Here is a 26,493-nt window from a genome sequence, read left to right as displayed (position 1 = left end):
TACGCGTTGTTTCTTTGTAGTTGTATTCGTGACTTCACTCCACCGCCGCGTATGCCAAACGCGGCGGTGCGTGTTTCTACAAACTCTTGCTTGATGCTTGAAATCTATCTGGAAATAGCCGTGGTGCTCGTGGTAGTGGGCTTGCAGGTGCGCACCTTCCTGCAAACCCGCGCCCAGGCTGAGCGCCTTACGCGGCTTTACCCAAGCAAAAACACCTTGCGCGTAGAGCGCCGCCTCATAACGCCCGAAGGTGAAGATTTGCCCCCCTACGCCGCCAACGCCCCCGCCGACGCCTACCTGATCGACCTGATTCGGGCCGATGCTGTGCCAGCTGATTTTAAGGAAATTCTGACCGATACCAACGACTACCTGCGCCACAATAAAGGCGCGGCGGCTGATTTTGGCATTCTGAAGGACATATCGGAGCGGCAGTCGCAGGTGCTGCAAAACGAGGTGCAGGCTAATGTGGCTACGCCTTTGTACTTAGGGTTGCTGGGGACCTTTTTGGGCGTAATTCTAGGCTTAGTGGGTATTGCGCGCAACGGCGTATCCGATGAAGATGCGCTGACGCCCTTCCTGACGGGCGTACTTATTGCCATGACCGGCAGCTTCGTGGGCTTACTGCTGACGTTGCTGGGCAATGGTTTGGTGCGGAAGGCCAACCAGCAGCTCGAACAAGGTCAGAACCGATACTACACCTTCCTGCAAGCTCGTCTGCTGCCTGTGTTGCACAACGACATGGCCAACAGCCTCTCTACTTTGAAAGGCGTGTTGGATGCGTTCAACCAGGATTTTATAAGCAAAGTCACGATTTTCGAGCCCATTATCGGCACGCTGACGGAAAACGTGAAAGTGCAGCGCGACTTCCTGGTGAAGCTCAATGAAATCGGCTTCGATAAGATGGCGAATGCTAACTTGGCCGTATTTGACAAAGTACGGGAGTCAGCGGAGTTGTTCGGTTCGTTCGTCGGTTATCAGCAGCGGCTTAACCAAATGCTGGAGCAGGGCACCGCCATAGCTACGGCCGTCAGCAGCATTTTGGACCGGCTGACGGGCTTTGAGCGCGGCATTAACAATGTGGGTCAATACATCGGCCAGCATGACAACCTGATTCAGCACCAGCTCGACTTCTTCCAGCGCCACGAAAAGGAAATGACCAATGTGGCCGCCCGCACCGAGCAGTACTTCGACCTAGCCACCGGCCGCCTCACCGACCTAATGCAGCAGCGCCTCAGCTTCCACGAGCGCGACGCCCAGCAGGCCTACGAAAAGTGGGGTCAATACTTTCAGCGCCTCAATGAGGAAAACGTCTTCGACCGCATTACTCATTATTTGGAGCCCTTCAAAAACCTGGACGCTGAGCAGAAAAACCTATCTCGCGACGTAACCGCCACCCAACGCGAGCTGATGCGCAAAATCGAGATGGACTCACAGATTCAAGCCAAAATACTGATGGAGCTATCTACGCTGAACGAAGTGTTAGTGAAGGCCACCGCCAAGAACCGCATGCAGCGGGCTATGGATAGTCTGTTTGGCGGCGTGAAGCCGCAGTAAGCGTTAGATAGGGAGCGGTACTGATTCAAGTTCTGTGCGGTTGCCATTTAGAAAGTACCAAACGCGGCCAGCATTGACTTCTTTCACAAGCAAAACAGCTTTGGTATCACCGAAAGAACAGATCTGCTTCGATGCAAGGTGGATGAACGTAAGTCGAAAGCCATCTTGAAAACACTGGCTCCCGAACCGTGACGTTATCAGATACCCTTGATGTAAGACTATATCAGGACTGAAGCGCATTGTTTTACCAACAACTGCTCCGTCAATAGTAATGATGCTGGATTCCGGTCCGTTCACTCCTATATCCCGGATATCTGTAACCTCAATAACGTGATTCTGATACTCATATCGTAAAGTGTGCAGGTTGCCAGAGGTATTAAGTAGCATCGACATAAAGAGCCAATAGAAACGCTTAAATTAAAAAATCGCAGCATGCAGGATTCCCAAAACCGCTCTTCCAACGACTTCTTCTGGCCCAGCTACGTGGACCTGATGACCTCGTTGTTTGTGGTGATGCTGGTGCTGTTTGTGTACAGCTTCAAGCTGTTCAAAGACCGCGAAAAAGAGCTGCAACAGGCTAACGGCGAGCTGAAAGCCAAAGCCGAAGAGCTGGAGCAAATCACCAAAATTCGGCGGTCCTTGCAGCGGCTGGAGGGCAAATACTTCCGCTACGACCCGAATCTGGAGCGGCACGAGTTGTTAGTACCGGTACAGTTCAAGGCAGGGCAAGACGAGATTCAGGATGCGTATAAGCCGGCTTTGCTGCAAGCGGGCAGAACGTTGCGCTCTGTGCTCAAGACAATTAAAACTGAGCAACCGGTGCGCTACTTGGTTATTGTAGAAGGCATGGCGGCGCGCTACGCGGGCAACGACCCCCGCAATACTTCCCAAGAGCAGCTGACGTATCAGCTTAGCTACCGCCGTGCGCTGAACTTGCTGAACTTCTGGAAGCAGAATGGTTTGAATTTCAGTCAGGATAGCAACATTGAGCTTATTATTGGTGGTAGTGGTTTCTACGGCACCGGTCGCTACCGTGGCGCCCGCGAAGGGGCTAACAAGCGCTTCTTGATTCAGGTAATTCCGAAAATTGGGCGGATCGGCGGGTAGAGACTTAATCTGTGCGAGTGCATCTAAAGAGCGAGAAAGGGTGTCAACACAGGGGTCAGCTTCACCTCTGCTTAGCACCCTTTTAAATTTGATAGCTCAATATATTACAACAAAGTATGGCTTAATATGCTATAATAGAAAGACGGCCGGCTATCTTCGGCACCTACTCTGCTCCTGCTTACACCTTATGCGCCTTACACATTATCCACTGCTGGCCCTGCTGGGGCTGGCCTCCTGCCGGTCGGCGGGGCCCGAGTCAAAGTCGGCTACGTCTTACTCGGCCAACCCCCATATGGCGGCTACTTCATCTAGCTCACCCGTGAAATACCCCGAATCCCGCAAATCTGACCATGTCGATGATTACCACGGCACGCCCGTGGCCGACCCTTACCGCTGGCTCGAAGACCTGGACTCGCCCGAAACAAAAGCTTGGGTGGAAGCCCAGAACAAGCTGACTTTCGGCTATTTAGAGAAGATACCTTTCCGGGATAAGATCCGGGAGCGGCTGACTACCATCTGGAACTACGAGCGCTATGGCGTGCCGCAGGTGGAAGACGGGCAGCTGTATTTCTCCAAAAACGACGGCCTGCAAAACCAAGCCGTGCTGTACGTACAGAAAAATGCCCCCCAGAGTCAGCCGGAAGTCCTACTGGACCCAAACAAGTTTTCAGCCGATGGCACCACGGCCCTGAGCGGCACCTACTTTTCCAACGACCACCGCTATATGGCCTACGCCACCTCGGGCGGCGGCTCCGATTGGTTGAAAGTGAAGGTGTTGGACCTAAAAACGCGCCAGCCGCTGAAAGATGAGCTGGAGTGGGTGAAGGTGTCGGGCGTAGCCTGGGCCAAGGATGGCTTTTACTACAGCCGCTACGCCGCGCCCAAGGCGGGCGAAAACCAGCTGGCCGGCAAAAACGAGTTTCACCAGGTGTATTATCACCAACTAGGCACGCCCCAAAAGGCCGACAAGCTGGTGTACGAAGATAAGAAAATGCCCCTGGGCTTCCGCTTTGCGGGCACAACCGAGGATGAGCGGTTCCTAGTACTCAGCCTTACCGACGGCGTGGCCGATGGCAACCGCCTAGCCGTACGCGACCTCACCGACCCCAAGCAAGCCAGCAAGTTCACCACCCTCATCAGCAGCTACGAGCACAACAACTCGGTGGTGGGCAATGTGGGGGGCAAATTATTGGTACACACCAACTACCAGGCGCCCCTATACCGCCTCGTGCTCATCGACCCTAAGAAGCCCCAGCAGGCCAACTGGAAAACCGTGCTGCCCGAAACCACCGAGAAGCTCGACAACGTGGAGCAAGTGGGCGGCCGCCTGATTGCTACTTATCTGAAAGATGCTAGCAGCCAGGTGAAGGTGTACAGCGAAGGCGGCGAGTTTCAGAACGACGTGGAGCTGCCAGCCATTGGTACGGCTGCCGGCTTCGGTGGGCGCCGCGACGCGAAGGAAGTGTACTACGCCTTTACCTCGTTTACTTACCCAACCACCATCTATAAATACGACCTTGCCACCAAGCAAAGCACCGTATTTCAGGCCCCGAAAGTAGATGTGAAGCCGGATGATTACCTGACCACGCAGGTATTTTATTCCAGCAAAGACGGCACGAAGATTCCAATGTTCATTGTGCACAAGAAAGGCCTGAAGCTGGACGGTAAGAACCCGACATACCTCTACGCCTACGGCGGATTCGATATTTCCCTGACGCCTTCCTTTAGCATAGCACGCATGCTGTGGCTGGAAAACGGCGGCGTATTGGCCGTGGCCAACCTGCGTGGAGGTGGTGAGTACGGCGAGGCTTGGCACAAAGCCGGCATGACGCCTAACAAGCAAAACGTGTTCGACGACTTTATTGCCGCCGCCGAGTATTTATCAGTACAGAATTACACTTCGCCTAAGCACCTAGCTATTGCGGGCGGCTCTAATGGGGGCCTGCTAGTGGGCGCTACCATGATTCAGCGGCCCGATGTGGCGCGGGTGGCCTTGCCGGCCGTGGGCGTGATGGACATGCTGCGCTATCAGAAGTTTACCATCGGCTGGAACTGGGCACCCGAATACGGTACCTCCGACAACTACGCGCAGTTTCAGAACCTCTACAAGTTTTCGCCCCTGCACAACCTAAAAGAAGGCGCCGACTACCCGGCCACCATGATTACCACCGCCGACCACGACGACCGGGTAGTGCCGGCCCACTCGTTTAAGTTTGCGGCCACCCTACAGGAAAAAGCGGGCGGCACGAGCCCCCAGCTTATCCGCGTGGATGTGAATGCGGGTCACGGCGCGGGCAAAAGCACCAAGCTCCAGATTCAGGAATGGGCCGATGTGTGGGCTTTTGCCTACTATAACATGGGCCTGAATCCGTACGGAAAATAAGGCGTAAAAAAGCCCTCAGCGGTTCAGTTTACGGCAATTAAGCAAAGGAATAGCCGCTGGGGGGCTTTTTTCCGTACTAACCTTTCGCGTAGCGCTTTGTATCTTGCGCCCCGAAACTCACTTGCCCGCCTTATTCGGCTGTTTATGAAGAAAACGCTTGTGCTCGGTCTGCTGGCCGGCGCTTCCCTGACCCTATCCGTGACCTCATGCCAGAATCCGGATTATAAGAACATGGACGAGAACGTGGTTGTAAAGCCCCTGCCGCCCATTCCCGCCGCTGCCGACACCACAGGTGGTAAAACGGACCCCAATATTCCGCGCGAAATAAACGCCGCCAACGCTACGGAAACCATCAAGAATATGCAGCCTCAGATGTAATTGAGAGTTGCACTCAATGAATAATTAGAATGAAGAATGAGCAATGACCCACCGTCGTTGCTCATCTTCGTTTTAGTCATGTCACCTTTTATTAATCTTCACTGAGCAGCAGACGCTGCCTCATTTTTCATTCTAATTCCGCGTTAAGCGCAGCATTATGATCCGTCGCGGCACCCGAACCGATTTGCCCCAAGTGCTGGCTCTTATTCAGGAGTTAGCCGTGTATGAGCGCGCCCCGCACGAAGTAACCAATACGCTGGCCGACATGGAGCGCGACGGCTTCGGCCCTGATCCTATTTTCAAGTTCTTTGTGGCCGAAAAAGCCCCCCAGCAGATCGTGGGACTGGCTTTGTACTACACTGCCTACTCCACTTGGAAGGGCCGAATGCTGTTTCTGGAAGACTTGGTGGTAACAGAGGAGATGCGCGGCACGGGCCTTGGCAAGCTGCTCTTCGACGCGGTAGTAGCCGAAGCCCGCACGACAGGCGCCAACCGCATGAAATGGCAGGTGCTAGAGTGGAATGAGCCCGCTATTGGTTTCTACAAAAAAATTGGGGCTAACCTCGACCCTGAGTGGTTCAACGGCAACCTCACTGCCGAGCAGTTGCAAGCCTATGCCTGCGCCCCCGCCGCAGAGGCTGCCGTGAGCAGTCAGTAAATGAGAGCATGTATTCATTTAATTATTAAAAAAGCCCCCCAGAGTTATCTAGGGGGCTTTTTTAATAATTAAGTGAACTGCTATAAAGCCAAGTTATTAAATCAATGACTTAGTCCATTACTTCCAATACGGTTCGGAAGGAGACGTACTGACCAGGAAAACGAATTTCGAGGTCGGTGCGTAGGCCGGGTGCACAGAGGCGCTGGTATTCTTCTAGCTGCTCCAGGCTGGTGCAGTAGTATTGGGCCGCATACGTGATGCCGCCGTCTTCCTCATCGAGTAGGCGGCAAAGCTGGCTACGAATGAAGAAGCCGGTGGCCATAATCTCCGGCATATGGGTTTCACGCATAAAGGCCAGCCATTCGTCCGCTATTTCTGGCTCGATGCTGCTGGTTACGTTGTAAAGAATCATAAGAACGCTACGCTTAATGAAAAATGAAGAATGGGGGACAGGCTGCGCTTAACGGCGAAGACGGTAAAAAGAATTCCTCATTCTTCCTGCCTTATCCTTCCTTAAGCACCGCGCCTCACACCCGCATCGGGTCGAAGTGGAACTCTTGAATACGTGCCTGAATAGTTTTGGGGGGCAAATTTTCACTGATTGTTGCCTGTACGAGGCTGGCTAGCTCGGCGTCGCCAGCAAACCGCAACGACAGGATTTGCTTCAGCGAAAGCCGATCTTCCAGAGGCCGCAGACTTTGGCCGGTAACTTCAAAGTAACGCTGCCGCACTTCCAACCGAATCAAGCGGTCCTGCAAAGTAAGGGCATAATGCTGACGTAGCATTACCAGCACGCCTAGCCCGACTACGGCCAGCACCATCAGAGAAAACCAGATACGCGAGATTTCGGAATCGTCGCCGGCTACGGAAGCGTAGCGTCGGCCGGTGTAAAAAGCCATGACAAGGGCCGCGGGCAGCAATACAAAATGATGCAGCGGGTAGTAGCGTGCAGTGTTTTTGGTAGGCAAATCGGCCATAAGGGGAAATGAAAGGTGAAGGTGTGAGCACAAAAAACTCCAGCCGGCGGGCTGGAGTTTTCAAAGAAGTACAAGTTAGTTCCTACGTGGAGGCAGGTAAAGGCATTACTAATCTGCTTTTGCACGCTGCCGATCAGCTTTAATACGCAGCTTTTCGGCCTTTAGCTCCGCCTGGCGCGCTTTTTCGCTTTGCTTGGTGGCCTTTAGTTGACTTTCCTGGGCTGAAATCTGTCGTTTTTGCTCCCGGCGGGTGGCGTTCATTTCTGCCTTCTGCCGATCCATTTCTTTCTTCTGCTTACGCATGTCGTCGCGCTGATCATCTAGCGCGTCGGACGTTTTTTCGCGCTCTTTGCGCTGCTCTTTCAGGGCCTGCTCATTCGTTTTGAGCGCTTCCTGCTGCTGCTGAATTCGCAGCTGCGCCGAGTCGGCCGTGGTTGTGGTTTGAGCCTGTACCGACTGACTCAGTAAGGCTACGCCAACCAAGGTGAGGATACTCGCTAACTTTTTCATACTGAGGGAGAGTAACTATTGTATAGTCCTCAAACGCTCCCGCAGGTTATTAAGTTACTAGCCGGTTAGGAAACTTCCAGGTAATCAAGGTCTTTGCCGTAGCTCTCGGGCAGAGTACTCACGCTCCAGAAAGCAATGATCAGCGACACGAGTCCAATGATGGCAGCGCTGCCGATGAGCCCGAGCGGCCCGGTGAGCAACTGGAACAGGGGTACCAGCACAATCACGGAGCCACGCGCGAAATTGGGTGCCGTAGTAGCTACCGTAGCCCGCAGATTGGTGCCGAACTGCTCGGCGGCCACCGTTACAAATAACGCCCAAAAGCCTACAGATAAGCCCAATACAAAGCACACTGCGTAAAAGGTAGTGGTAGTAGCGCCGCGCAAACCAAACAGGTACATGGCCACCATAATGCCGCAAAACACCAGAAACAGCTGGAGCGCCCGGTTGCGGCTGCGCCAAATTTGGCTGAGGCCGCCGCTGGCAAAGTCGCCAAACACCAGCCCGAAGTAACACCAGAACACAGCTAAGCCGGCCGTAACCTCGCCCTGCACGCCCAACTCACGGCCAAATTCCGGGGCCAGCGTAATCAGAATGCCGACCACAAACCACAGCGGCACACCAATCAGCAAGCATTTGGCGTACTTGGCCAAACGCGGCCCATTAGTGAATAAGTCGGTGAAGCGGCCCCGGGCTACGTCGCTACGCTTGGCTTGCTCAAACATGCCTGACTCATACACGCTTACGCGCAAGAGCAGCAACGCCAAGCCGAGCCCACCGCCGATAAAATAGGCATTGCGCCAGCCAAACCGCTCACCCACCCAGTACGCCAGCATTGCCCCCGATACGCCTACCGTAGCCACTATCATGGTGCCGTAGCCACGCTTTTCCTTGGGAAGGCTTTCAGCCACCAGCGTAATGCCCGCACCCAACTCTCCGGCCAGGCCGATGCCGGCAATCAGGCGCAGCCAGGCATACTGCTCGATAGTTTGCACGAAGCCGTTGGCAATGTTGGCCAGCGAATAAAGCAGGATGGAGCCAAACAACACCGAAATCCGGCCACGCTTATCACCCAAAACTCCCCATAAAATGCCCCCCAGCAGCATGCCACCCATCTGCATGTTAATCAGGTAGAGGCCCTGACTGGTAATGGCTGCCTGATCGGTTACGCCCAGCGCCTTCAGGCTTTGGACACGTACAATACTGAACAGAATCAGGTCGTAGATGTCTACGAAGTAACCCAGGGCCGCTACAATCACGACGGCGCTAAACAGGGAGGCAGATTTGGTGTTGGGGGGCAAAATGGGAGCCGGGGCGGCAGGCTTGCTCATACGGGCGAGGGTGGGGTGGTTTTGCTAGCTACAGATTAGGTGAAGGTGAATATTTTTTGGCAAAAAAGCCCCCAAGCAATCGTTATTCAATAATAAGCGAACGGAAAGGCGCCCGGTAAGTGTGCCAAACAGCGTGGCCTTAGACTGTGGCTTGGTGCTCTTCCTCGCAGCAGCCGTGACTGCCGGCCACGGGTACCGTATCTTCTACCTGCACGGTGCAATGGCTGATGCCAAATTTCGCGTGCAGCGTTTCCTGTAGTTCCTCCAAAAAAGCATTGTTGGCCCCGCCGGGCCGCACAAGGTGGGCACTCATGGCCGTGTCGCGGGTGCTGAGGGGCCACACGTGCAGGTCGTGAATTTGAGTGACGCCCGGCCGGGCCAGCAGGAATTGACGCACGGCGGTCAGGTCGATGCCGGGCGGTACGGCTTGCAGGCTGAGCTGCACGGTTTCGCGTAGCAAACCCCAGGAGCTGTAGGCAATCAGGCCCAAAATACCGAAGCTGATAAGCGCATCGAGGCGCAACCAGCCAGTCCAGAGTACTAGCGCGCCGCCCACGACGACCCCGGCCGACACTAGCGCGTCGGTGAGCATGTGCAGATAAGCCCCCCGCAGGTTCACGTCGCCCTTTTGCCCGCTACGAAACAGCCAGGCCGTAAAGCCATTAATCAGAATACCAATGCTCGCCAGCACCATTACCACGCGCCCATCGACGGGGGCGGGGTGGAGCAGGTGGTCGATGGCGTCCCAGAGGATAATGCCCAGCGCGGCATACAACAAAGCCGCATTAAGCAGTGCGGCCTGAATAGTAGCACTTTTTAAGCCATACGTGTAGCGCTCCGACGCCGGCTTTTGAGCCAGACGAGTAGCGCCCCAGGCCAGCGCCAAGCTCAGCACGTCGCTCAGGTTGTGACCCGCATCAGAAAGCAGAGCCGAAGAATTAGCCCACAATCCGCCCGCCGCTTCCACCACCACAAAGGCCAGATTCAGCCCAATCCCAATCCCGAATGCCCGCCCGAAATTGCCGTCGGTGGGACCGTGGTGATGGTGGTCGTGGCTGTGCCCGTGCGCGTGACTGTGGTGGTGATGGGCCATTTACAACTTATATGCTCTATTTAAACGCTAGTGGTACAACAAGTTTTACGCTCACATTTCGGCCCATATTAAACACGCCAGTGCGGCCGTTTACTGGGTTGAAAGCAGCGTATTTCAAGCGGCTCAAGTGACTTTGGTAGCCAACGTCGAAGAGGTTGGTGCCAGTTAAGTAAATAGAAAACAGCGTTTTGGCGCGAGAGTTCACCACATCGGCCCCAACCCCAGCATTAACCAAAGTGTAGCCGGGCGTGCGGGTTTCGGTGCCAAAGGCCGAGAAGAATCGGTTTTGGGTAAACGTATGCTCGATGCCGGCCCGAGCGTAGAGGTTTGCCAGGTTATTACCTGCTTTGCGAAAATTCACGCGCAGCTCCGATTGCAGGCGGTCAGCGGGGATGAAGGGCAGGTAGCGTAGGCTGTCGGGCTGGTTCAGCTCTAAGGCTCGGACCATGGAAAAGCTGTTTTCGAAGTGCAGCCAGTCGAGGGGGTGAGGGTGAATATCAACACTAATTTCGCCCCCCAGCAGGCGCGCATCGCCTTGGCCGTACACAAATACCGGGTCGCCCTCGGTGGAAAGCGAGTCGCCGGCTGCGCCAGCTAGGCGACGGGGGAAGATGTAGTTCTGAATACGGTTGCGGAAGGCATCGGCCCGCAGACTGATGTGCTCGGTTTCGTAGCTGGCGCCGGCGTCGAGCTGAAAGCTGGTTTCGGCCTTCAGGTTTGGGTCGCCGATTTCGTAGCGGATAGTGCCTTCGTGAATGCCGTTGGAACCTAGCTCGGCAATATTCGGGGCCCGAAAGCCGCGGGCGGCGTTGGCCTTAAGTATCAACTGCTCGGTAACGGAAAAAGAGCCTCCCACGCTCCCCGATACATTGCGAAAGGTGCTCTCGAAGCCTGGAAATTTCTCGTCGCCCGAAGGTGCCGGCACGGGCTGTTCCTCGTCATTGAGGTAAAGATTATCGGCCGTGATGCGGCGCAGGTCGTAGCGCAGGCCCCCGCTCAGGTCGAGCTTGCCGAAGGTTTTCTTGGTAAGCGCAAACACGCCGCCATCGAGCAGGCGGTAGGCGGGAATCAGGAATTCAACGCCCTTGTTCACGTTTTCCTGTTGCATACCGCTGGTCCCGATGGTCGTGTTCCAGCCGCTCATTTCGCGCAGAAAGTAGCGCACGCTGTAGTCCACGGTGCGCAGCTGGAAGAACAGCGACTCCTCGTAGTAATCGGCGGGGTTGCCAAACTCGCGGCGCAGGTTCTGCTGCCAGCTCACATTAAGCGTGAGGCGGCTTTGGTTGAAAATAAAGTTGTTTTCGGTGCCGATGCGCAGGTGATTGATTTGCTGGCGGGGCACTTGCAAGGTGTATGTGCGCAGGGCGTCGCCGCTTTGTGGCTCCCCAATTATCTCATCGATGCCGCGAGCAACTGGCTTCAAAAACTGCCCCGTGATGGTGTCCCGGTCGCCTTCTACTAGGCCAACGATTTGGTTGAAGGTGCTTAGCGTGAGGTGAGAATAGCCCCAGCTTTTATTTAAGCCAATGTAGCCGTTGCCGTTCAACTCGCGAAAGCCAGAGTTGAACACGCGGCCGTCGTAGGGGTTGCGGTAGTTGCTGGCTACTTTGCCGCTATTGCGGGCCAACCAGTTGAACCCGTTCAGGTTGCCGGCATTCATGACGGAGTAGCCCAGTAGATTATTATTGGTCTGATAGTTAGTAGCAACGGAGCCAATGATTTTGCCTTCTTCAACCGGATCGGGAGCCAAGAAGTTGACCACGCCAGCCAAGCCATCGGAGCCGTAGAGCAGGCTGCCGGGGCCTTTGATAATCTCGGCCCGATCAATGCCAGCTTCGTCGATTTCAATACCGTGCTCGTCGCCCCACTGTTGGCCTTCCTGACGGGCACCATTGTTCAAGGTTATCACTCGATTAGCCCCCAAGCCGCGAATAATGGGCTTACTGATGCCGACGCCGGTCGTAATTTGGGCCAATCCGGGCGTGTGGGCAATGGCATCCACGACATTAGTAGCAGCCACCTGATTGAGTTGCGTGCGGTCGACAACGGTGGTCGGAATAGGGGAGCGGCGCATCTCGGTGCTGGCCGACACGCCCGTTACCACCACTTGCCCAATTTCGGTGGCGGCGGGGCTAAGCGCAATTTCTAGGGGCTGACCGGTACTGGTATCTACGGTGCGCACCACGGTGGTATAACCCAAGCTGCGCACCTGCATCAGGAAGCGGCCTTTTGGCAGATTAGTAAAGCGAAAAGCGCCATCCGGGCCCGCCGTCGTGACTTGGCGCAGATCGGGGAAGAGCACGGTGGCGGCGGGCAGCGGTTCGCCGGTGGCCTCATCGAGCACACGCCCGGTAACCAGCGCCGATACCACGCGGCCTGCACTTGACGCGGAAGATGGGGTGGAAGTTTGGGCAAAAATGCCCCCCGACAGCAGCAAAAGCCCAGCGGTCAGCAGTATACGCGTCATAACAGTGGATTCAGGCGGCAAAATACGGAGTTGCCGTGCTACGGTTGGCTTTATAAAAAGAAAACACCGGCCAACGACCGGTGCCTTCCCCAGATTCTCCAAAACCAAACAAGGAGAGAAGAGTGGGAAACCGTTTGCAGCCGGCCTCCCTATTCCAGAAATATGCTTAGCGAACCGCCGTGGGGAAGCTCACATCCACATCTGTATCGCCGGGCGTGGCCGTACCGTCTTTGGTGCCGGGCTGGTGGCGCAGCACAATGCGCAGGCTGCCAGTGGTACCAGTTGCGTTGGCGGTGCCCGTCACAACCTGCGTTTGCAGGCCGATTGGTAGATTTTTGGCGTCGCGGTCGGTGATGGTGACCGTTACATTGGTGCCAGTGGGTGTGAACACGAAAAGGTGCTCATCGCTCTCGTCTTGAATTTCTCTGGTGATGTCCTCGGCTGGGCTCTTGGTCTCGTCGAGCAGGGTGAGGCGGCCGGTATAGGTAGTGTTAGGTGCGAGGGTAAGGGTACCGATGGTGGGCGCAATGCCGCCATCACCGTCTGGGTCGCGGTATTCGACGGTAACGGGTGCTCCACCGCCGGTGGTAGGCGTCAGCACGTAGCGTACCGTCGTGATTTGCTCGTTGCTGTCGTCGGGCGTGGGGCCGTTGCCATCGTCGTCGCAGGAAACAAAGAAGGGAGCTGCCACTAGCAGACCAATCAGCGATTTATTGAACAGATTGTTTTTCATGAGGTAGTTTTAAAGGGATTGAAGTGGGATTAAAAGTTGAGAACTGATCTTCAGGGGGCTTTTTTGGTGAACTCAAGCGGCACGCGCACGCGCAGAGTCACGTTGCGGCCCATTTCGGCGGTGAAGTAGCGGAAGCGGTTGAGGTAGTCGCGGTAAGTTTGGTTGAGCAGGTTGGAGCCAGCCAGGCTTACATCCAGCGGCAACCGACCGACCTGCACCGTCGTCCCGATTTCGGCCCCCAGCAGCAGGTAACCCGCGGGTGGCAAGGCGTAGTCGAATACCTCGCGTGGCACGCGGGTTTGGCGAGCCACGCCATATGCTCCGATCTGGGCAAAGCGCTGGCTGAAGCGGCCGCTCGCGTGTTCGCGCCAGTCGTGGCGCAGGCTGAGCTCGGCCCGGTCGGCGGGGGTGAAGATGAGGTAGTCATCGAGGCGCTGGTCGCGGGCCCGCACCACGGCGACCTTGCCGGCGAGCTGCCACTGCGGCGTCAGCGCGTACGTACCCGACACATCCATACCCCGGTAGAGTGCATCAGTTTGCTGAAACAGAAACGTCGCCACCACGCCCCGGATGTTGAGCGGCGGCGGCAGCACCGGTACTTGGTAGATGTAGTTCTGAATATAGGTCTGGTAGATGCTCACCTCCCCGTTGAAGCGCGGGTTGTCGTGAGCAGTAACCGTCAGGCCCGCGTGCCAGGCCGTTTCGGGGCCCAAAGGCGGCACACCGTCGGGCCGGTCTACGTCGTAGCCGATATCGTAGCGCCCATTGTGCACGCCATTGCTAAAGCGTTCGTTGGCGGCGGGAGCGCGCCGCGTAAGACTGCCGGTAGCGCTTAGCGTGAGGTGCGGATCAACATCAAAAATGCCCCCCAGCGAGGCCGCCGGAGTCGTGTACTGGAAGCGGTCGGTGGCAATGTAGAAATTACCAGAGTTACCGATGGCGCGTTGGGTTTCCAGATCGCGGCGATCGAGGCGGAGGCCAGCTTCGAGCTGCCACTTCCGCTTGCGCCAGCGCTCAATCAGAAAAATACCCCCCACCGTGTTGGTATAGAAGGGAATAAAGGGGCGCCCATCGTAGCGGTTGCTTTGGTAGGTGCCGCTCAGGCCCACGGTGCCGGTTAAGTTGCTTAGGGGCTTGTGCTCCCAAGCTAAGTCGGCCGTGGTGGTGCGGTTGGTATAGCTGAGCTCGGGGCGGTTGAGGCGGGCGCGGTTGTCGTTGCGAGGACGGTAACGGTCGTACTCGTCGCGCATATCAACTTGGTGAGCTAGCGTCGTGGTAAGGCGACCCGCCGATCCCGTGCGCACAAAACCTGTCAGCTTCAGCAAATCGTGGCGTACCTGCTGATAAGGCCGGCCGATATCGTAGGTGAAACTTTGGGGCTCTAAAGGGCTGCCTCGCTCTACCGCTAGGTTAAAATCGGACTGATTGCCAAGGTGAGAATCGGGCAGAATACCCAGCTTGGTGTTGAACTGACTGAAAAACACTTCAACGCCATAGTTGGCTTTGCGCCAGCCTACTGCTCCCGAGAAGTCGTACTCAGCAAATGATGAGTTGGGGATAACATAGTCGGGCGTGCGCGCCGTACCGGCTCGTTTGGCGGTGCCCTGTACTCGCCAGCTCAAAGCTGGTAAGCGGCGCATGTTGCCTTCCACCATTCCCGAAAAGGCCCCCATGCCGTTGTTGCTCATACCCACCAGGTTCAGCTCAGCACCCGTGCCTACGGAGTCGCGCAGGGGCTTGGGCTGCACCAGCACCACACCCCCAATAGCATCGGAGCCGTAGCGCACGCTGGCCGCACCCTTTACCACTGTGAGCTGGGAGGCAATAAACGGGTCGATTTCGGGGCCGTGTTCCTGGCCCCACTGCTGACCTTCCTGGCGCACGCCGTTATTCAGAATAGTCACACGGTTGGAATGCAGACCATGAATCAGGGGCTTGAAAATGCTGGGCCCGGTCTGAATGGCCGTCACGCCGCTTATCTTTTGCAGGGCCTCGCCAAGGCTTTGCCCACGAGTTTGTTGTAGCTCTCGGCCCGTAATGGTGCCCGTAGCCTGGGGCAGCTGCTCCACCACGCGCGCACCTTGCACCAGCGCCCCGCGCAAGGCCACGGCCGATGGGTGCAGCTTGAAATCACGAATAACGGCGCTGTTTACGCGCACCTCAAGTGTTTCGGGCTCGTAGCCTAGAAAGGTGACTTGCAGGCGGTAGCTGCCCGCACACACATGCAGGTGATAGTTGCCGTTGGCGTCGGTAAGCATGGCTTCTTCAGTATCGAGCAGGCGCACGATAGCGCCCGGCAGGGCCTGACGCGACTCATGGTCGGTGACGCGGCCGCTCAGCGAAAGTGTACAGCCCGATTGAGCCCACCCAGCCTGCGTGCCGCCGAGCAGTAGCCATAACCACGTCAGCGCCAGCAGCCTCAGGCGGCTTGGCAATTGCAATAACATAAAAAAGGGAAAACCGGGATAAACTGAACCGGCAGCCGCACCTAAGTTTCGCAGACCGCGCAGCGGTTAGGAAAAGGCAGGAGCACACGTGCCCTGGGGGCAAATGCGGCAAAAGTGCAGCTGGTATGTGGTTAGGCCCGGCTAGGCGGACCGCGCAGGCGCGCGGTTTGGGAAACGCTGTGCGCTTCAGCTAAAATGCCCCCCACAGCAGTAGCATTGGCATAGGCTACCGCAAACGGCAACTCTACAGGTGGCGCGGGCTGGAAGGGAACGTGGTAAAAACTATCCGTTTGGCAATGTTGGTGCTTGGCCGTGAGTAGAGCCTTCGCATGAGCATTATCGAGGCGGGTAGCGTGAGCGGGCTCCTCCTCCGTGTGCTCATGCTGGTGCATCGCCAATACCCACGCGTCGGGCAGCAGCACCCGCGTGAAGCAGAGCAGCAATAGAAAAGCCAGACGAGTACGGAGAGTCCGCATTTGCAACAATGTGTCGGAACTGATGATGCAAAAGTACGCGGAAAAGCGCAAGTAGTTGCTTGACTGAATTCGCGTCGATAAATTCAATGGCGTTCAGGGCTTTGCACTTCGAGCATACTCGAAAATGTCAATGTGATACGCTAAGCTGGCAATGCAGCGAAATAAACACGTCCAGCGCTAATAACTTATTAGACGAATTAAAGAACAAAAGTAAAAGCAGGGTGTACTTCGCATCAAATGCTCAAATTTTAGCAAATCTCGAAAATAACGTTTTAAAATCCTTCTCATTTGATTTTAAGCTCAAACCGAATAGTTTTTAAATAAATGGCAAGTAATTCGCTACAGATTAGCGTCGCTCTGTTTTTAGCATTTTAGAGAGCTTTATAATTTTATTGTTAGGATGATTCTTGCTCTAATCGATTGTTTGCGGGTGCAGTACGATGAATCGTTGTGCTTATTGCGTTATCAGTGGCGAGGCGGCAGCCAAGTGCACAGCTTTGCGCAGGCAATGGTTTACCTAGCCGACTTGATGCAAACGCATCAGATTGTGCGCGTGCTCGTGGATCTGGATGGATTATCGGTACTGAGCGTGCGCGAGCTGCAGCGAATGAATGTGAGCTGGTTTCCGCGCGAAGTGGTGCAAGCCATTCGGCAAGTAGCGGTAGTGCTGCCTACCTCAGCTGCCTATAATCAGGCCGTGGTCGAGAACATCTTAACGCTGGGTAGCCATCTGACCCGGTTCAATGTGCAGTTTTTCGCTGACCCCAGCATAGCACTAGAGTGGCTTACAACCTCGCCCATGCACATGCTGGCCCTAACAGCCGAATGGCAAGCAGCCTCCTAAAAAGCCCCCCGGTCCCTAGCCTTATCTCTTCATAATCAAAACGTAATCTGTTGGCAACACCCTGGACACAACCACTGTTGACCTTTGTAGTATACAGTCTGAACGTCTACCCACCCACGCTATGAAAACACTATCCACCCGCTTGCTGCGCCGCTTTGCGGCCATTCTTCGCCCCGCCACAAAAAGGTCCCCCACGGATAAGGCCGAGAGCCTCTTTGTCTGACGAAAATTTTTGCTGGCTGTATGCACTAACTTTTACTTCACCCAATAAAAAAGGGGCACCTACATCAGGCGCCCCTTTTTTATTTCTACGTTGATAAAAGATGGCTTATTTATTCAGCATCAAGCGAATGGTTTCCACTTTGCCATTGGTGAGTAAACGGCCAGTATAGATACCTCCGGGCAACGAACTGCCGTCTAGCGTAATCTCATATTCCCGGCCTCCCTCGGCTACGCCATTGAAAGGCGTGGCAACCAGCTGACCAAACTGATTATAGACTTGCAACTGAGTCTGCCCTGACTCGGTGGAGCGGAAGCGCAGGGTCGTTCGGCCACTGAACGGATTGGGGTACGCTTCAAAAAAGCGAATAATCTGCTCTTTGAGAGCTGTCAAATCGACATTGGTACCCGTTGTGCAGTCGCCAAGCCTAACGATGCCTTTCGTGTAAGTGAGCAGGGCCGGAACAGCGCTTTTCGCTACGCACACTACCTTGCCGTTAACACAAACCAGCACCTTCGGTGCGTTGTCATTGTTGCTGCAACGCGCGTCCACAACCGTCAGCGTCACTTGCTTAGTAGCCGTGCAGCCAGCTTCGTTGGTAATGGTGACGCTGAACGTAAAGGTGCCGGCTTGCGTGGCCGTGAATATCGGAGTAGCACCCGAAGTGCTGCTCAAGCCCGCCAGCCCTGTCCACGCATAGCTAACGCCCCCAGCGGCCGTGAGCCTCACGCTTTGGGGTCCGTAGCCCAGGTAGATGTTGGTGGGCACGCCTCCTGTATACGTATTGTTGGTTGGCGTCACGACAATCTCTGGGGCAGTAAATACGGGGTTAATGGCCAAGTTGGTATTGTTCGCATTGCCCAATACGCTTGGGTTGCTGCTTGCCACCCGAATACGGTAGCCCGAGCCTTCGGGCGTGTTGGCTGGAATGGTAGCCGACACCGAGTAGCTGCCTGCGGCCGAGGCCGTAGCAGTGCCAATAGCCGTAGGATTAGCGAAGCTGCCAGTGGCGTCAGAAAGCTCCGCCGTGAAGGTTTGGTTAGCTGTCACCCTGCCCGCAACGCTGAAAGGTACGCTTAGCGTACTGCTACCGCAGTAGCTGGTGGCGCCCAGGCTCGTTGCCGTCGTGATTGTTGCGAGGTTGGTGCTCTGCACGTACTCCCGCATCCATTTCAGGGCGGGACGCTCGGCACCGTTTTCGAAGGCTAGATAAGCCCCCTGGCCTGTGCGCCAGTGGCCGGGACGGTAGCCCCATAGCGTGATGCCTTTTACGGCAGGATGCTCATAGAACAACGGAAACACGCGCTGATATTCGGCCAGTTGCACGTCATCCTGAAGGCCGTCGACATCAAACTCCGTGATGTAGAGAGGCAAGCCGGAAGTAGCCAGCAGGTTCAGATTGCTGGTGAGCGTGGCTGACGGAGTAGGACGAGTAGAGAAAGCGTGGCCCTGAATACCAATTACGTCAATCAAGTTTTCGCGCTTAAGCAGATTGATGATGTTCAGGTAGCGCTGTGTGTTGGCTGGTACGTTTTCCACGCTGTAGTCGTTAAGCATCAGCGGCGTATTAGGGAAATATTCGCGGGCAAGTTTGAAGGAGTTAATTACCCAGTCCCAACCGGTAGCACCCGTGCCGCCTAGGGCGTCAATGTAGTTGCCGCTGCCCTGATCGGTAGGGCTGGTTCTACGGGGCGGATCGTTGGTCGGCTCGTTCACTACTTCCAGAAAAGCAATATCAGGGTAGCGCTGGGCTACGGCCCCGAACCACTCTTTTATTTCGGCTAATTGCTCTGCGGGGGGCAAATTCTCAATCCAAGCGGGCTGTTGGTTGCCCCATATCAGCACATGCATGCGGAAGGGGACATTCTGGCGCTTGGCCTGGTTATAGGCCGAGTCGAGGCCGGCCCAGTTCATCACGTTGCGGGTGCCTTCTACGCTGCCCCACTTGCCATCGTTCTCTGATACCACCTGGTCCCAGTACTTATTAAAGTTGACCTTCTGGGAGTTGCTGAAAGCACCGCCTACAAACTTAGGCTTGCCAGTGGCAATAGGCGGGCCTGGTGGAACAAATGGTGGCGGCGGCGGCGTGAGGGAGCCTTGCTGGCCGTTATCAAGGTTGCCGACGGTGAAGAAAACGCCCGCGGCGCCGAACACAAATTTGTCGATATCCAGCCCGTTTTCGCGGCTGCCAATTTCAAACGTTTGGGTTAAGCTGCCTGCTGGTACCGTGAAGGTGCTGCCCTCAAAGGACGACATCCGAAACCATCTCCACGTGTTATTGGCTCCCCCCGGACCGCTAGCCGAAACAATGTCCGTGATGGTAGAGTAGCCACCACCGGCCAAGCCATTTGCCACTATCCACCGGCTAGGATCGGAGGCCGGCCGAGTGCCAAATGAGTTTGGCAAGTAGTAGCTGTCATCATTAAAGCCCCCCGAACCTACACGTGCTCTGGCATATAGTTCATAAACGCCAGGCCCCGGAAACGTAACCGTGTAGGAGATCACCCGGCTGTCGGCGTTGGGGCTCGAAGCACCATTATTAGAATCTCGAACCAGATCCCCTACTACCCGAACAAAGCCAGTGCCGGTGCCAGCTTCGGTTAGAAATGTAATAGCGGGAGGCGTGCTTGCTGCCCGAACTGTGCCGGTTTCGGCTTGCAGCACTACAGGGGCATTTTGTCCGTGCAGGGCTAGACTGCTAAAGAACAATCCCATAAGAAAAAATAAGTGTCTGGGTGTCATCATGTGTTTGGATTATGGATGGAGTGATAAATAGAGATTCTCGATCAGTTAAGCGTAGCTTTAGCTGATTCTATTTCTAAGTTATCGCTTCGATACAGCTCCGCAAACGTTTTAGTAAGTTCCCAATACACGTTAACTATGCAAGCGTTTGTGATAGGAAAATGCAATCGGTTTCGATAGGCATTCTGTATTTAAACAACAAAATCTTGTTGTTTGCCTGCACAAGTCTAGCAGATGAAGAATCAGCCATTCATTATATTAAACTTAAATTAAAAGTATTTGCTACTATTAAACACCGAAGCCTTTGTAGTTAAAGTATTAATTGCAGCAAAGGCTTGAAAGATATCTTGACCTTTAAAAAGTTATTTATTCGCCATTCTATAACACAGGGCTGGACAGACAAGGAGTAGAGTTAACCATCTATTGCAGAAATCAGTAATAATTGACAACTGTAAATAGCTTGATAAAGGATCTATTTATGGATATAGTAAGATTGCCTGCCCGTGTTACCCTTGATCTGAAAGGGTTATAAAGTTCAAAATAGCTGGCTGTACTTACCTTAAAAAGCGATGATCTATATAATTAGTAGAACATCAATTTGAGATTACTCACGTGCCAAACTGGCAGCTATCAGCAGCGTGGAACAGGTTTTGAAATCCGCTGATTTAAGAAGGCGAGTTCGCAATGGCCTGCAATTCTGTCCACTTTTCATTTTATGACTTCATTTTTTTAAGGCGCTATGCAAGAGACAGGTAGTATCTCGATTCACACGGAGAACATCTTTCCCATCATCAAGAAGTTTCTCTACTCCGACCACGAGATCTTTTTGCGCGAATTGGTGTCCAACGCCGTCGACGCTACGCAGAAGCTGAAGAGCTTAGCACAGTTAGGCGAGTTTAAGGGCGAGCTAGGCGAGCTGAAAGTGCGCGTAACTGTAGATAAAGAGGCGCGCAAAATCACCATCTCGGACCGTGGCCTCGGCATGACGGGCGAGGAGATCAAGAAGTACATCAACCAGATTGCTTTCTCCGGCGCTACTGAGTTTGTAGAGAAATACAAGGAGAAAGACGCCGCTACCAAAGACCAGATTATCGGTCAGTTTGGCCTAGGCTTCTATTCAGCTTTCATGGTGGCCGATCAGGTGGAAATCTGGTCGAAGAGCTATAAGGAAGACGCGCTGACAGCTCACTGGACCTGTGACGGCAGCACTGAGTTTACGCTTGAAGAGTTGAGCGGTGAGCATGAAAAGGCTGAGCGCGGCACCGATGTAGTCTTGCACGTAGCCGCCGACTCCGACGAGTTCCTAGAGGAAGCCCGGTTGCGGACCATCCTAACCAAGTACTGCAAGTTCCTACCCATCGAGATTGAGTTCGAAGGCACAGTAATCAATCAAACCCAGCCCATTTGGACCAAGCAGCCCGCTGAATTGACCGACGAGGATTACACTAAGTTCTACCAAGAACTGTATCCCTTCTCGGAGGCGCCTCTATTCTGGATTCACCTCAACGTAGACTATCCTTTCAACCTGACGGGTATTCTTTACTTCCCGAAGGTGAAGGACGAGCTGCAATTCCAGCGCAACAAAATTCAGCTCTACTCGCGGCAGGTGTTTATTACCGATGAGGTAAAAGACGTAGTGCCCGAGTTCCTGATGCTGCTCCACGGTGTAATCGACTCGCCAGATATTCCGTTGAATGTGTCGCGCAGCTTCCTGCAGGCCGACGCGGCGGTACGCAAAATCAACACCTACATCACCAAGAAGGTAGCCGACAAGCTGGGCGAGCTATTCCGTAAAGACCGCGCTGGCTACGAGCAAAAATGGTCGGATATCGGCCTGTTCGTGAAGTACGGTATGCTGTCGGATGAGAAATTCTACGACAAGGCCAAGGATTTTGCCCTGGTGCAGAACGTGGGGGGCAAATTCTTCACGCTCAATGAATACCAAGAGTCGGTACAGGCCAACCAGAAGGACAAGAATGACCAACTCGTTATTCTATATACCACCGATGCTGAAGCTCAGCACGGCTATGTAGTGGCCGCTCAAGACCGTGGCTATGATGTGCTGACGTTGGAGGCCGTGCTTGATCCACACTTTATCGGTCAGCTGGAGCAGAAGCTAGAAAAAACCACCTTCAAGCGCGTAGATGCCGATACCATTGGCAAGCTTATCGAGAAGGATGATAAGACAGAAAGCGTACTTAGCGACGACGATAAAACGCGCTTGCAGGAGCTGTTCGCCAAGGCTATCAGCAACGAGCAGATGCACGTGCAGGTAGATGCGCTGTCGCCCCAGGAGGCGCCCGTCATCATTACTATGCCTGAGTTTATGCGCCGCATGAAGGATATGCAGCGCACTGGCGGCGGTGGGGGAATGGCTATGTTTGGCTCTTTGCCCGATAGCTACACTGTGAGTGTAAATGCTAACCATGCTATCACGCAGCGCGTGCTGCAAGCCGACGAAGAAGCTGGCCGCAAGCTAGCTCGTCAAGCCTTCGATCTGGCTTTGCTATCGCAGAATATGTTGAAGGGCGAAGCACTAACAGCGTTTGTGAAGCGTAGCACCGATCTGCTGGCCACTGAGTAGGCTGCGCATTAGTTCTAAATAGTATACATAGTCTTAAGTGGTACAAAACCTGTCGGCTCACGAGTCGGCAGGTTTTGTCGTTTATATTCCCTTACACTTGAGCGAGCAGAGGCTTAAAGCTCAACTTTAAGCTTTGGGCGCGTTTATGTATCAATATTTAGTCGGGCACCAAATCAGGTTATCTTTACGTTCGAGGTTTCAGATTCTGCCTATATAGTAATGCACTTCTTTCGCTCCTCATTTATTCTGCTGGTGTTGCTTTGGCTATCAGTTGGTGCTTGCACCCACAAAACGGTCTCGTTTAATAGCAAAGCCGACCAGCCTTCTTTAACTGCCCTGTCTGATTCGCTGGTACAAAATGGCGACTCGACTGGGGGGCAAATTGCCAAGCAAGTAACGCTCACCAAGGCGGAGGCTAAGGCCGCTCGAGAAAAAGAGAAAGCGGCGCAGCGCAAACCCAAAAAGAAAAAGAACATCTTCTTAGGTGAGCCTATTAAGAAGGCTTATGTGAAGTCGGGTGGAAAAGGCCGCAGCCAGATTACGGAGCAGTTCTATTACATGCGCACGCCCAAACCAACGAATCCATACGTGCCTGTACGCTATTACTTTGATTCCGGTAAAGGCAAGATTGTGCAGGATAGAGTGGGGGCCGATCCGGGCAACAATAAAGTGCTGCACGGCCCGTACAAGAAAATGCAGGGCGGCAAAGTGGTTGAGACTGGCTTTTTCGCCTTAGGGGCAAAGCATTTGCGCTGGGAGCGTTTCAACCGGGAGGGTATTTTGCTCAATAAAATTCATTACGAAAAAGGCTTTCCGCGCGACGCTGACATCACTTATTATGATGCTGAGCGCACCAAAATCAAGGAAATTATTCCCTATAATGATGGCAAGCTGGAAGGCGAATACGCCCGTTTTCTAGAGAACGGCCAGAAGGACTGGGACGGGCAGTTCGAAAACGGCAAGAAAGTAGGAGAGTGGTCGAAATATTGGGGCTTTCGCAACCGTCGGCACTACGAGTATCAGTACGGCGAAACGGGCTACGACCCCGAAGTAAAAGAGCCAGTCTTATATAAAGAGTATAACCGCAATGGCGTGCTGGTATACGAGAAAGATAAGCTCGATAAGCGTGACGCCGTAACGGACCGCCCTGGCCTAAAGAAAAACTAAGCGGCTGCGCTACGGGAGGAAATTCACTTTCAGCGTAGTGGTGCAGTTAGTAAAAAGCGTCTTCGAAGTGCTCAATGCGGAAGCCATCCGCTACCTGGCTAAGGGCAATGATATCAAAGCGAATTTCGCCCTGCCAGTTAATCTCTTCCTGATACTGATCGGCTGCTAGGCGAAAAAGCTGGCGCTTGCGCTCCGTCACAAACTCTTCGGGATGGCCGAACCGAGCGGATGAGCGAGCCTTTACTTCCACAAATACGAGCAGTGAAGTGCCGCGCCGCACAATTAAGTCTACCTCGGCGCGCCGGTGTCGGTAGTTGCGGTGGGCTACAACATAGCCATGAGCAATGAAAAAGTCAGCGGCGGCCGCTTCGCCGGCGTGGCCAAGCAGGTGACCGGGATCGGGCATGGCAAGAAGGTTGTGGGTTGGGTTTGGCCCTTAATATAGTACCTTTGCGGCTGCATTTGAGCGTTTACTGATGAGTCTGTCTCCTATCGTTACTGCGGCTGAAGTTTTGTCTAACTCACTGGTTGGGGGGCAAAATCGGCGCGTACGGATAGAGCGGCTGGGTATAATTGGGTATGAGGCTGCTTGGGCCTACCAAGAACAGTTATTGGCGGCTACTGTGGCTACTAAAACGCACAACCGTCAGGCCATGGAGGCAGATTTGCCCCCCACACCTACGCCTAATCATCTATTGCTTTGCCAGCACCCACACGTGTACACGTTAGGGAAAAGTGGCAAACCTGAGCACCTGTTGCTAAGCGAATCGGAGCTAAGCGCGCACGGAGCGACGTTTCATCGCATCAACCGCGGGGGCGACATTACCTATCATGGGCCTGGTCAGCTGGTCGGTTACCCGATCTTAGACCTCGACAATTTCTTTACAGATATTCACCGCTACCTGCGCGTTTTGGAGGAAGCCGTCATCCGCACGCTAGCCGATTATGACATTGCTGCTGGCCGCATTGCAGGCCTGACTGGGGTGTGGCTCGACTACGAGGAAAATGCCCCCCAGCCGCGTAAAATCTGCGCTATGGGCGTGAAATGCAGCCGCTGGGTGACCATGCATGGATTTGCACTAAACGTTAATACCGACCTCGCGTATTTCGGCCATATCGTGCCCTGCGGCATTACCGATAAAGCCGTTACTTCCTTGCAACAGGAGCTAGGTCACGCAGTGCCCATCACAGAAGTCGAAAATCGTCTGTTGCCCCACTTAGCCACCTTGCTGGAGGCAGAGCTTACTGTTTGATTATCAAATGAAAGAAGACATTACTTTTGATCCAGTAGAGGGTGTTTCGGTGGCTATTGTACCCGATGAGGCAGCCGCTACGGAGGAGGGCAAACCCGGCTGGCAGGTGTATTTGCTAAACCACAATTCCTATCCTCTTACCAACGTCATTATCAGCTCTAATGGCTACGGCACGCACGAGGACGGCGAAAAGGTGCGCACCTCAACGTTGAGGCACGTGTTTGCGGAAGTAGGTCCGTATAGCGCAGTGCCAGTCGAGCCCATTGATCCTGACCTTTTTCATCTGAACAACCAATACTGGGTGAGTTACTACCGCGGGCCTCAGATCTTCGATAAGAAGTTCATTTTTGTGCCCGACTCTATTGTGCCCGCCAACTTAATTCCGATTGCTCTGCTAGGCCGCGAAGGCGTGCTGCACGGGTAAGCGTTTACGCGCAGACGAACAGGACGTATGCTGTCGTTTGCTACTTCATTTTTGAGCCGATACGTGATGAATGCCATTGGAATTACGCTGGGGCTATCCTTTTTGTGGTCCTTCTTGGTAGCCCTGTTTGCGGTGCCATCTATCATCTACATTGCCCACCTCAAGAACATGCTCGACACGCCTAATGTGCGTACCGTGCATGAATCGTTGACGCCTCGCTTGGGTGGCGTAGCGGTGTTTGCGGGCTTCATGTCGGCTCTAACCATCTTCGCTGACCTCAACAACGGCGTCCAACAGCTATTAGCTGGCTGTATCGTGTTGTTTTTTGTGGGCTTGAAAGATGACTTAGTTACTATCTCGGTCACCAAGAAATTTGTGGGTCAGCTACTTGCCACCGGCATTGTGATGGTAATGGCGGATGTGCGGATCACCAGCTTTCAAGGGATTCTGGCGGTGCATGAGTTGCCAGTAGGCGTTAGTTATGCCTTCACTTTTCTGGTAATAGTAGGCATTACCAACGCTATTAATCTCATTGATGGCTTGGATGGCTTGGCGGGTACTGTTGTGATTATTATTGTCACCACGCTCGGCTATTTCTTCTACCGCTACGGGGGCTCTGATTTTGGTAATTACGTGTATGTATCGGTGTGCGTAGTTGGGGGGATTTTAGGGTTCTTGCGCTATAATTTTCACCGGGCCAGCATTTTTATGGGCGATACCGGCTCGTTGGTGTGCGGCTTCATCGTGTCTATTCTTACTATTCAATTTATTGAAATGGGCGCTCAACTAGGTCAGCCTTTTGGAGCTTCCGCGCCCTCAGTAGCGGTTGGCATTCTGTTCGTGCCGCTGTTTGATACACTTCGAGTTTTCTTGATTCGCATGATGGCCGGTCGCTCTCCTTTTTCTCCCGACAAAAACCATGTGCATCATCGTATCCTCGCTATGGGTTTTCAGCAAATCAGCACCGTCATGCTACTCGGTTTGCTGAACTTAGTGGTGATTCTGTTTGTCATCAATTTTGCGGAGTTAGGCAATACCGTACTTATCGCCGCACTAGTGGGTTTTTCAGTATTGCTAAGCGTGTTCTTGGGGGTGTATCGGAGCCGGACAGCTCAGCAGCGAGTAGCATCTTAAAGGAGTGATAG

Annotated in this window: 22 protein-coding genes; 11 read left to right on the top strand and 11 right to left on the bottom strand. The window is 54.1% G+C overall.

The features are described from left to right. Positions 1 to 93 precede the first annotated feature (93 nt). The 5 genes from ACW9KT_RS16795 (at position 94) to ACW9KT_RS16775 (ending at position 6,080) form a co-directional block, all read left to right on the top strand. Positions 94 to 1,554: a hypothetical protein gene (locus ACW9KT_RS16795; protein ID WP_457082466.1), complete on the top strand. Its 1,461-nt coding sequence runs from the start codon at positions 94 to 96 to the stop codon at positions 1,552 to 1,554. 432 nt (positions 1,555 to 1,986) lie between these two features. After that, on the top strand, positions 1,987 to 2,661 hold the full coding sequence (locus tag ACW9KT_RS16790) for a hypothetical protein (RefSeq protein WP_457082464.1): 675 nt from the start codon (positions 1,987 to 1,989) through the stop codon (positions 2,659 to 2,661). A 187-nt stretch (positions 2,662 to 2,848) separates the two neighbouring features. Continuing rightward, on the top strand, positions 2,849 to 5,044 hold the full coding sequence (locus ACW9KT_RS16785) for a prolyl oligopeptidase family serine peptidase (RefSeq protein ID WP_457082462.1): 2,196 nt from the start codon (positions 2,849 to 2,851) through the stop codon (positions 5,042 to 5,044). A gap of 144 nt (positions 5,045 to 5,188) precedes the next feature. Further along, complete coding sequence (locus tag ACW9KT_RS16780; RefSeq protein WP_457082460.1) at positions 5,189 to 5,422, top strand: hypothetical protein; 234 nt, start codon at positions 5,189 to 5,191, stop codon at positions 5,420 to 5,422. A 157-nt stretch (positions 5,423 to 5,579) separates the two neighbouring features. Beyond that, on the top strand, positions 5,580 to 6,080 hold the full coding sequence (locus tag ACW9KT_RS16775) for an N-acetyltransferase family protein (protein WP_457082458.1): 501 nt from the start codon (positions 5,580 to 5,582) through the stop codon (positions 6,078 to 6,080). 109 nt (positions 6,081 to 6,189) lie between these two features. Here the strand turns inward: ACW9KT_RS16775 and ACW9KT_RS16770 are convergent, their stop codons facing one another. The 9 genes from ACW9KT_RS16770 to ACW9KT_RS16730 form a co-directional block, all read right to left on the bottom strand. Beyond that, on the bottom strand, positions 6,190 to 6,492 hold the full coding sequence (locus ACW9KT_RS16770; RefSeq protein WP_457082456.1) for a DUF4286 family protein: 303 nt from the start codon (positions 6,490 to 6,492) through the stop codon (positions 6,190 to 6,192). Positions 6,493 to 6,607: 115 nt separating this feature from the next. Beyond that, positions 6,608 to 7,057, bottom strand: a complete 450-nt coding sequence (locus tag ACW9KT_RS16765; RefSeq protein WP_457082454.1) for a DUF6526 family protein — start codon at positions 7,055 to 7,057, stop codon at positions 6,608 to 6,610. A 108-nt stretch (positions 7,058 to 7,165) separates the two neighbouring features. Further along, on the bottom strand, positions 7,166 to 7,567 hold the full coding sequence (locus ACW9KT_RS16760; protein WP_457082452.1) for a hypothetical protein: 402 nt from the start codon (positions 7,565 to 7,567) through the stop codon (positions 7,166 to 7,168). A gap of 65 nt (positions 7,568 to 7,632) precedes the next feature. Then, positions 7,633 to 8,898, bottom strand: a complete 1,266-nt coding sequence (locus ACW9KT_RS16755; RefSeq protein ID WP_457082450.1) for an MFS transporter — start codon at positions 8,896 to 8,898, stop codon at positions 7,633 to 7,635. A gap of 139 nt (positions 8,899 to 9,037) precedes the next feature. Beyond that, positions 9,038 to 9,991, bottom strand: a complete 954-nt coding sequence (locus ACW9KT_RS16750) for a cation diffusion facilitator family transporter (protein ID WP_457082448.1) — start codon at positions 9,989 to 9,991, stop codon at positions 9,038 to 9,040. 16 nt (positions 9,992 to 10,007) lie between these two features. Then, a complete protein-coding gene (locus ACW9KT_RS16745; protein WP_457082446.1) occupies positions 10,008 to 12,458 on the bottom strand; it encodes a TonB-dependent receptor in 2,451 nt (816 codons plus the stop codon). Positions 12,459 to 12,624: 166 nt separating this feature from the next. Beyond that, a complete protein-coding gene (locus tag ACW9KT_RS16740; protein WP_457082444.1) occupies positions 12,625 to 13,191 on the bottom strand; it encodes a hypothetical protein in 567 nt (188 codons plus the stop codon). A gap of 50 nt (positions 13,192 to 13,241) precedes the next feature. Continuing rightward, positions 13,242 to 15,638, bottom strand: coding sequence for a TonB-dependent receptor (locus ACW9KT_RS16735; protein ID WP_457082442.1), 2,397 nt, complete (start codon positions 15,636 to 15,638; stop codon positions 13,242 to 13,244). 131 nt (positions 15,639 to 15,769) lie between these two features. After that, a complete protein-coding gene (locus ACW9KT_RS16730) occupies positions 15,770 to 16,114 on the bottom strand; it encodes a hypothetical protein (protein WP_457082440.1) in 345 nt (114 codons plus the stop codon). 400 nt (positions 16,115 to 16,514) lie between these two features. Between ACW9KT_RS16730 and ACW9KT_RS16725 the strand changes: the two genes are divergently transcribed. Continuing rightward, on the top strand, positions 16,515 to 16,958 hold the full coding sequence (locus ACW9KT_RS16725; protein WP_457082438.1) for a hypothetical protein: 444 nt from the start codon (positions 16,515 to 16,517) through the stop codon (positions 16,956 to 16,958). 328 nt (positions 16,959 to 17,286) lie between these two features. On the opposite strand, the gene ACW9KT_RS16720 is transcribed toward ACW9KT_RS16725, so the two are convergent. Next, positions 17,287 to 19,893 (bottom strand): endo-1,4-beta-xylanase, encoded by a 2,607-nt coding sequence (locus tag ACW9KT_RS16720; RefSeq protein WP_457082436.1) that lies wholly within the window; start codon positions 19,891 to 19,893, stop codon positions 17,287 to 17,289. A 766-nt stretch (positions 19,894 to 20,659) separates the two neighbouring features. On the opposite strand from ACW9KT_RS16720, the gene htpG reads away from it, so the two are divergent. Together htpG and ACW9KT_RS16710 are read left to right on the top strand one after the other, a co-directional pair. Then, positions 20,660 to 22,504 (top strand): molecular chaperone HtpG, encoded by a 1,845-nt coding sequence (htpG, locus tag ACW9KT_RS16715; protein ID WP_457082434.1) that lies wholly within the window; start codon positions 20,660 to 20,662, stop codon positions 22,502 to 22,504. A 219-nt stretch (positions 22,505 to 22,723) separates the two neighbouring features. Continuing rightward, positions 22,724 to 23,671, top strand: a complete 948-nt coding sequence (locus tag ACW9KT_RS16710; protein WP_457082432.1) for a toxin-antitoxin system YwqK family antitoxin — start codon at positions 22,724 to 22,726, stop codon at positions 23,669 to 23,671. Between the two features lie 46 nt (positions 23,672 to 23,717). Here the strand turns inward: ACW9KT_RS16710 and ACW9KT_RS16705 are convergent, their stop codons facing one another. Next, a complete protein-coding gene (locus ACW9KT_RS16705) occupies positions 23,718 to 24,077 on the bottom strand; it encodes a YraN family protein (RefSeq protein ID WP_457082430.1) in 360 nt (119 codons plus the stop codon). A gap of 70 nt (positions 24,078 to 24,147) precedes the next feature. Here ACW9KT_RS16705 and lipB point away from each other — a divergent pair, with 70 nt between their 5' ends. The 3 genes from lipB (at position 24,148) to ACW9KT_RS16690 (ending at position 26,482) form a co-directional block, all read left to right on the top strand. Beyond that, complete coding sequence (gene lipB / locus ACW9KT_RS16700) at positions 24,148 to 24,924, top strand: lipoyl(octanoyl) transferase LipB (protein ID WP_457082428.1); 777 nt, start codon at positions 24,148 to 24,150, stop codon at positions 24,922 to 24,924. Positions 24,925 to 24,931: 7 nt separating this feature from the next. Beyond that, positions 24,932 to 25,348 (top strand): hypothetical protein, encoded by a 417-nt coding sequence (locus ACW9KT_RS16695; RefSeq protein WP_457082426.1) that lies wholly within the window; start codon positions 24,932 to 24,934, stop codon positions 25,346 to 25,348. Positions 25,349 to 25,414: 66 nt separating this feature from the next. Next, a complete protein-coding gene (locus tag ACW9KT_RS16690; protein ID WP_457082424.1) occupies positions 25,415 to 26,482 on the top strand; it encodes an MraY family glycosyltransferase in 1,068 nt (355 codons plus the stop codon). Positions 26,483 to 26,493: the final 11 nt, after the last annotated feature.

The organism is Hymenobacter sp. HD11105 (assembly GCF_054051685.1).
This window is presented reverse-complemented; position numbering and strand designations above follow the sequence as displayed.

Coding starts and splice junctions, on each gene's coding strand:
- ACW9KT_RS16725 (WP_457082438.1), top strand. CDS start 16,515: ATGATTCTTGCTCTAATCGATTGTTTGCGGGTGCAGTACGATGAATCG.
- ACW9KT_RS16720 (WP_457082436.1), bottom strand. CDS start 19,893: ATGGGATTGTTCTTTAGCAGTCTAGCCCTGCACGGACAAAATGCCCCT.
- ACW9KT_RS16755 (WP_457082450.1), bottom strand. CDS start 8,898: ATGAGCAAGCCTGCCGCCCCGGCTCCCATTTTGCCCCCCAACACCAAA.
- ACW9KT_RS16745 (WP_457082446.1), bottom strand. CDS start 12,458: ATGACGCGTATACTGCTGACCGCTGGGCTTTTGCTGCTGTCGGGGGGC.
- ACW9KT_RS16770 (WP_457082456.1), bottom strand. CDS start 6,492: ATGATTCTTTACAACGTAACCAGCAGCATCGAGCCAGAAATAGCGGAC.
- ACW9KT_RS16775 (WP_457082458.1), top strand. CDS start 5,580: ATGATCCGTCGCGGCACCCGAACCGATTTGCCCCAAGTGCTGGCTCTT.
- ACW9KT_RS16695 (WP_457082426.1), top strand. CDS start 24,932: ATGAAAGAAGACATTACTTTTGATCCAGTAGAGGGTGTTTCGGTGGCT.
- ACW9KT_RS16760 (WP_457082452.1), bottom strand. CDS start 7,567: ATGAAAAAGTTAGCGAGTATCCTCACCTTGGTTGGCGTAGCCTTACTG.
- ACW9KT_RS16795 (WP_457082466.1), top strand. CDS start 94: ATGCTTGAAATCTATCTGGAAATAGCCGTGGTGCTCGTGGTAGTGGGC.
- ACW9KT_RS16790 (WP_457082464.1), top strand. CDS start 1,987: ATGCAGGATTCCCAAAACCGCTCTTCCAACGACTTCTTCTGGCCCAGC.
- lipB (WP_457082428.1), top strand. CDS start 24,148: ATGAGTCTGTCTCCTATCGTTACTGCGGCTGAAGTTTTGTCTAACTCA.
- ACW9KT_RS16785 (WP_457082462.1), top strand. CDS start 2,849: ATGCGCCTTACACATTATCCACTGCTGGCCCTGCTGGGGCTGGCCTCC.
- ACW9KT_RS16750 (WP_457082448.1), bottom strand. CDS start 9,991: ATGGCCCATCACCACCACAGTCACGCGCACGGGCACAGCCACGACCAC.
- ACW9KT_RS16765 (WP_457082454.1), bottom strand. CDS start 7,057: ATGGCCGATTTGCCTACCAAAAACACTGCACGCTACTACCCGCTGCAT.
- ACW9KT_RS16730 (WP_457082440.1), bottom strand. CDS start 16,114: ATGCGGACTCTCCGTACTCGTCTGGCTTTTCTATTGCTGCTCTGCTTC.
- ACW9KT_RS16690 (WP_457082424.1), top strand. CDS start 25,415: ATGAATGCCATTGGAATTACGCTGGGGCTATCCTTTTTGTGGTCCTTC.
- ACW9KT_RS16710 (WP_457082432.1), top strand. CDS start 22,724: ATGCACTTCTTTCGCTCCTCATTTATTCTGCTGGTGTTGCTTTGGCTA.
- htpG (WP_457082434.1), top strand. CDS start 20,660: ATGCAAGAGACAGGTAGTATCTCGATTCACACGGAGAACATCTTTCCC.
- ACW9KT_RS16780 (WP_457082460.1), top strand. CDS start 5,189: ATGAAGAAAACGCTTGTGCTCGGTCTGCTGGCCGGCGCTTCCCTGACC.
- ACW9KT_RS16740 (WP_457082444.1), bottom strand. CDS start 13,191: ATGAAAAACAATCTGTTCAATAAATCGCTGATTGGTCTGCTAGTGGCA.
- ACW9KT_RS16705 (WP_457082430.1), bottom strand. CDS start 24,077: ATGCCCGATCCCGGTCACCTGCTTGGCCACGCCGGCGAAGCGGCCGCC.
- ACW9KT_RS16735 (WP_457082442.1), bottom strand. CDS start 15,638: ATGTTATTGCAATTGCCAAGCCGCCTGAGGCTGCTGGCGCTGACGTGG.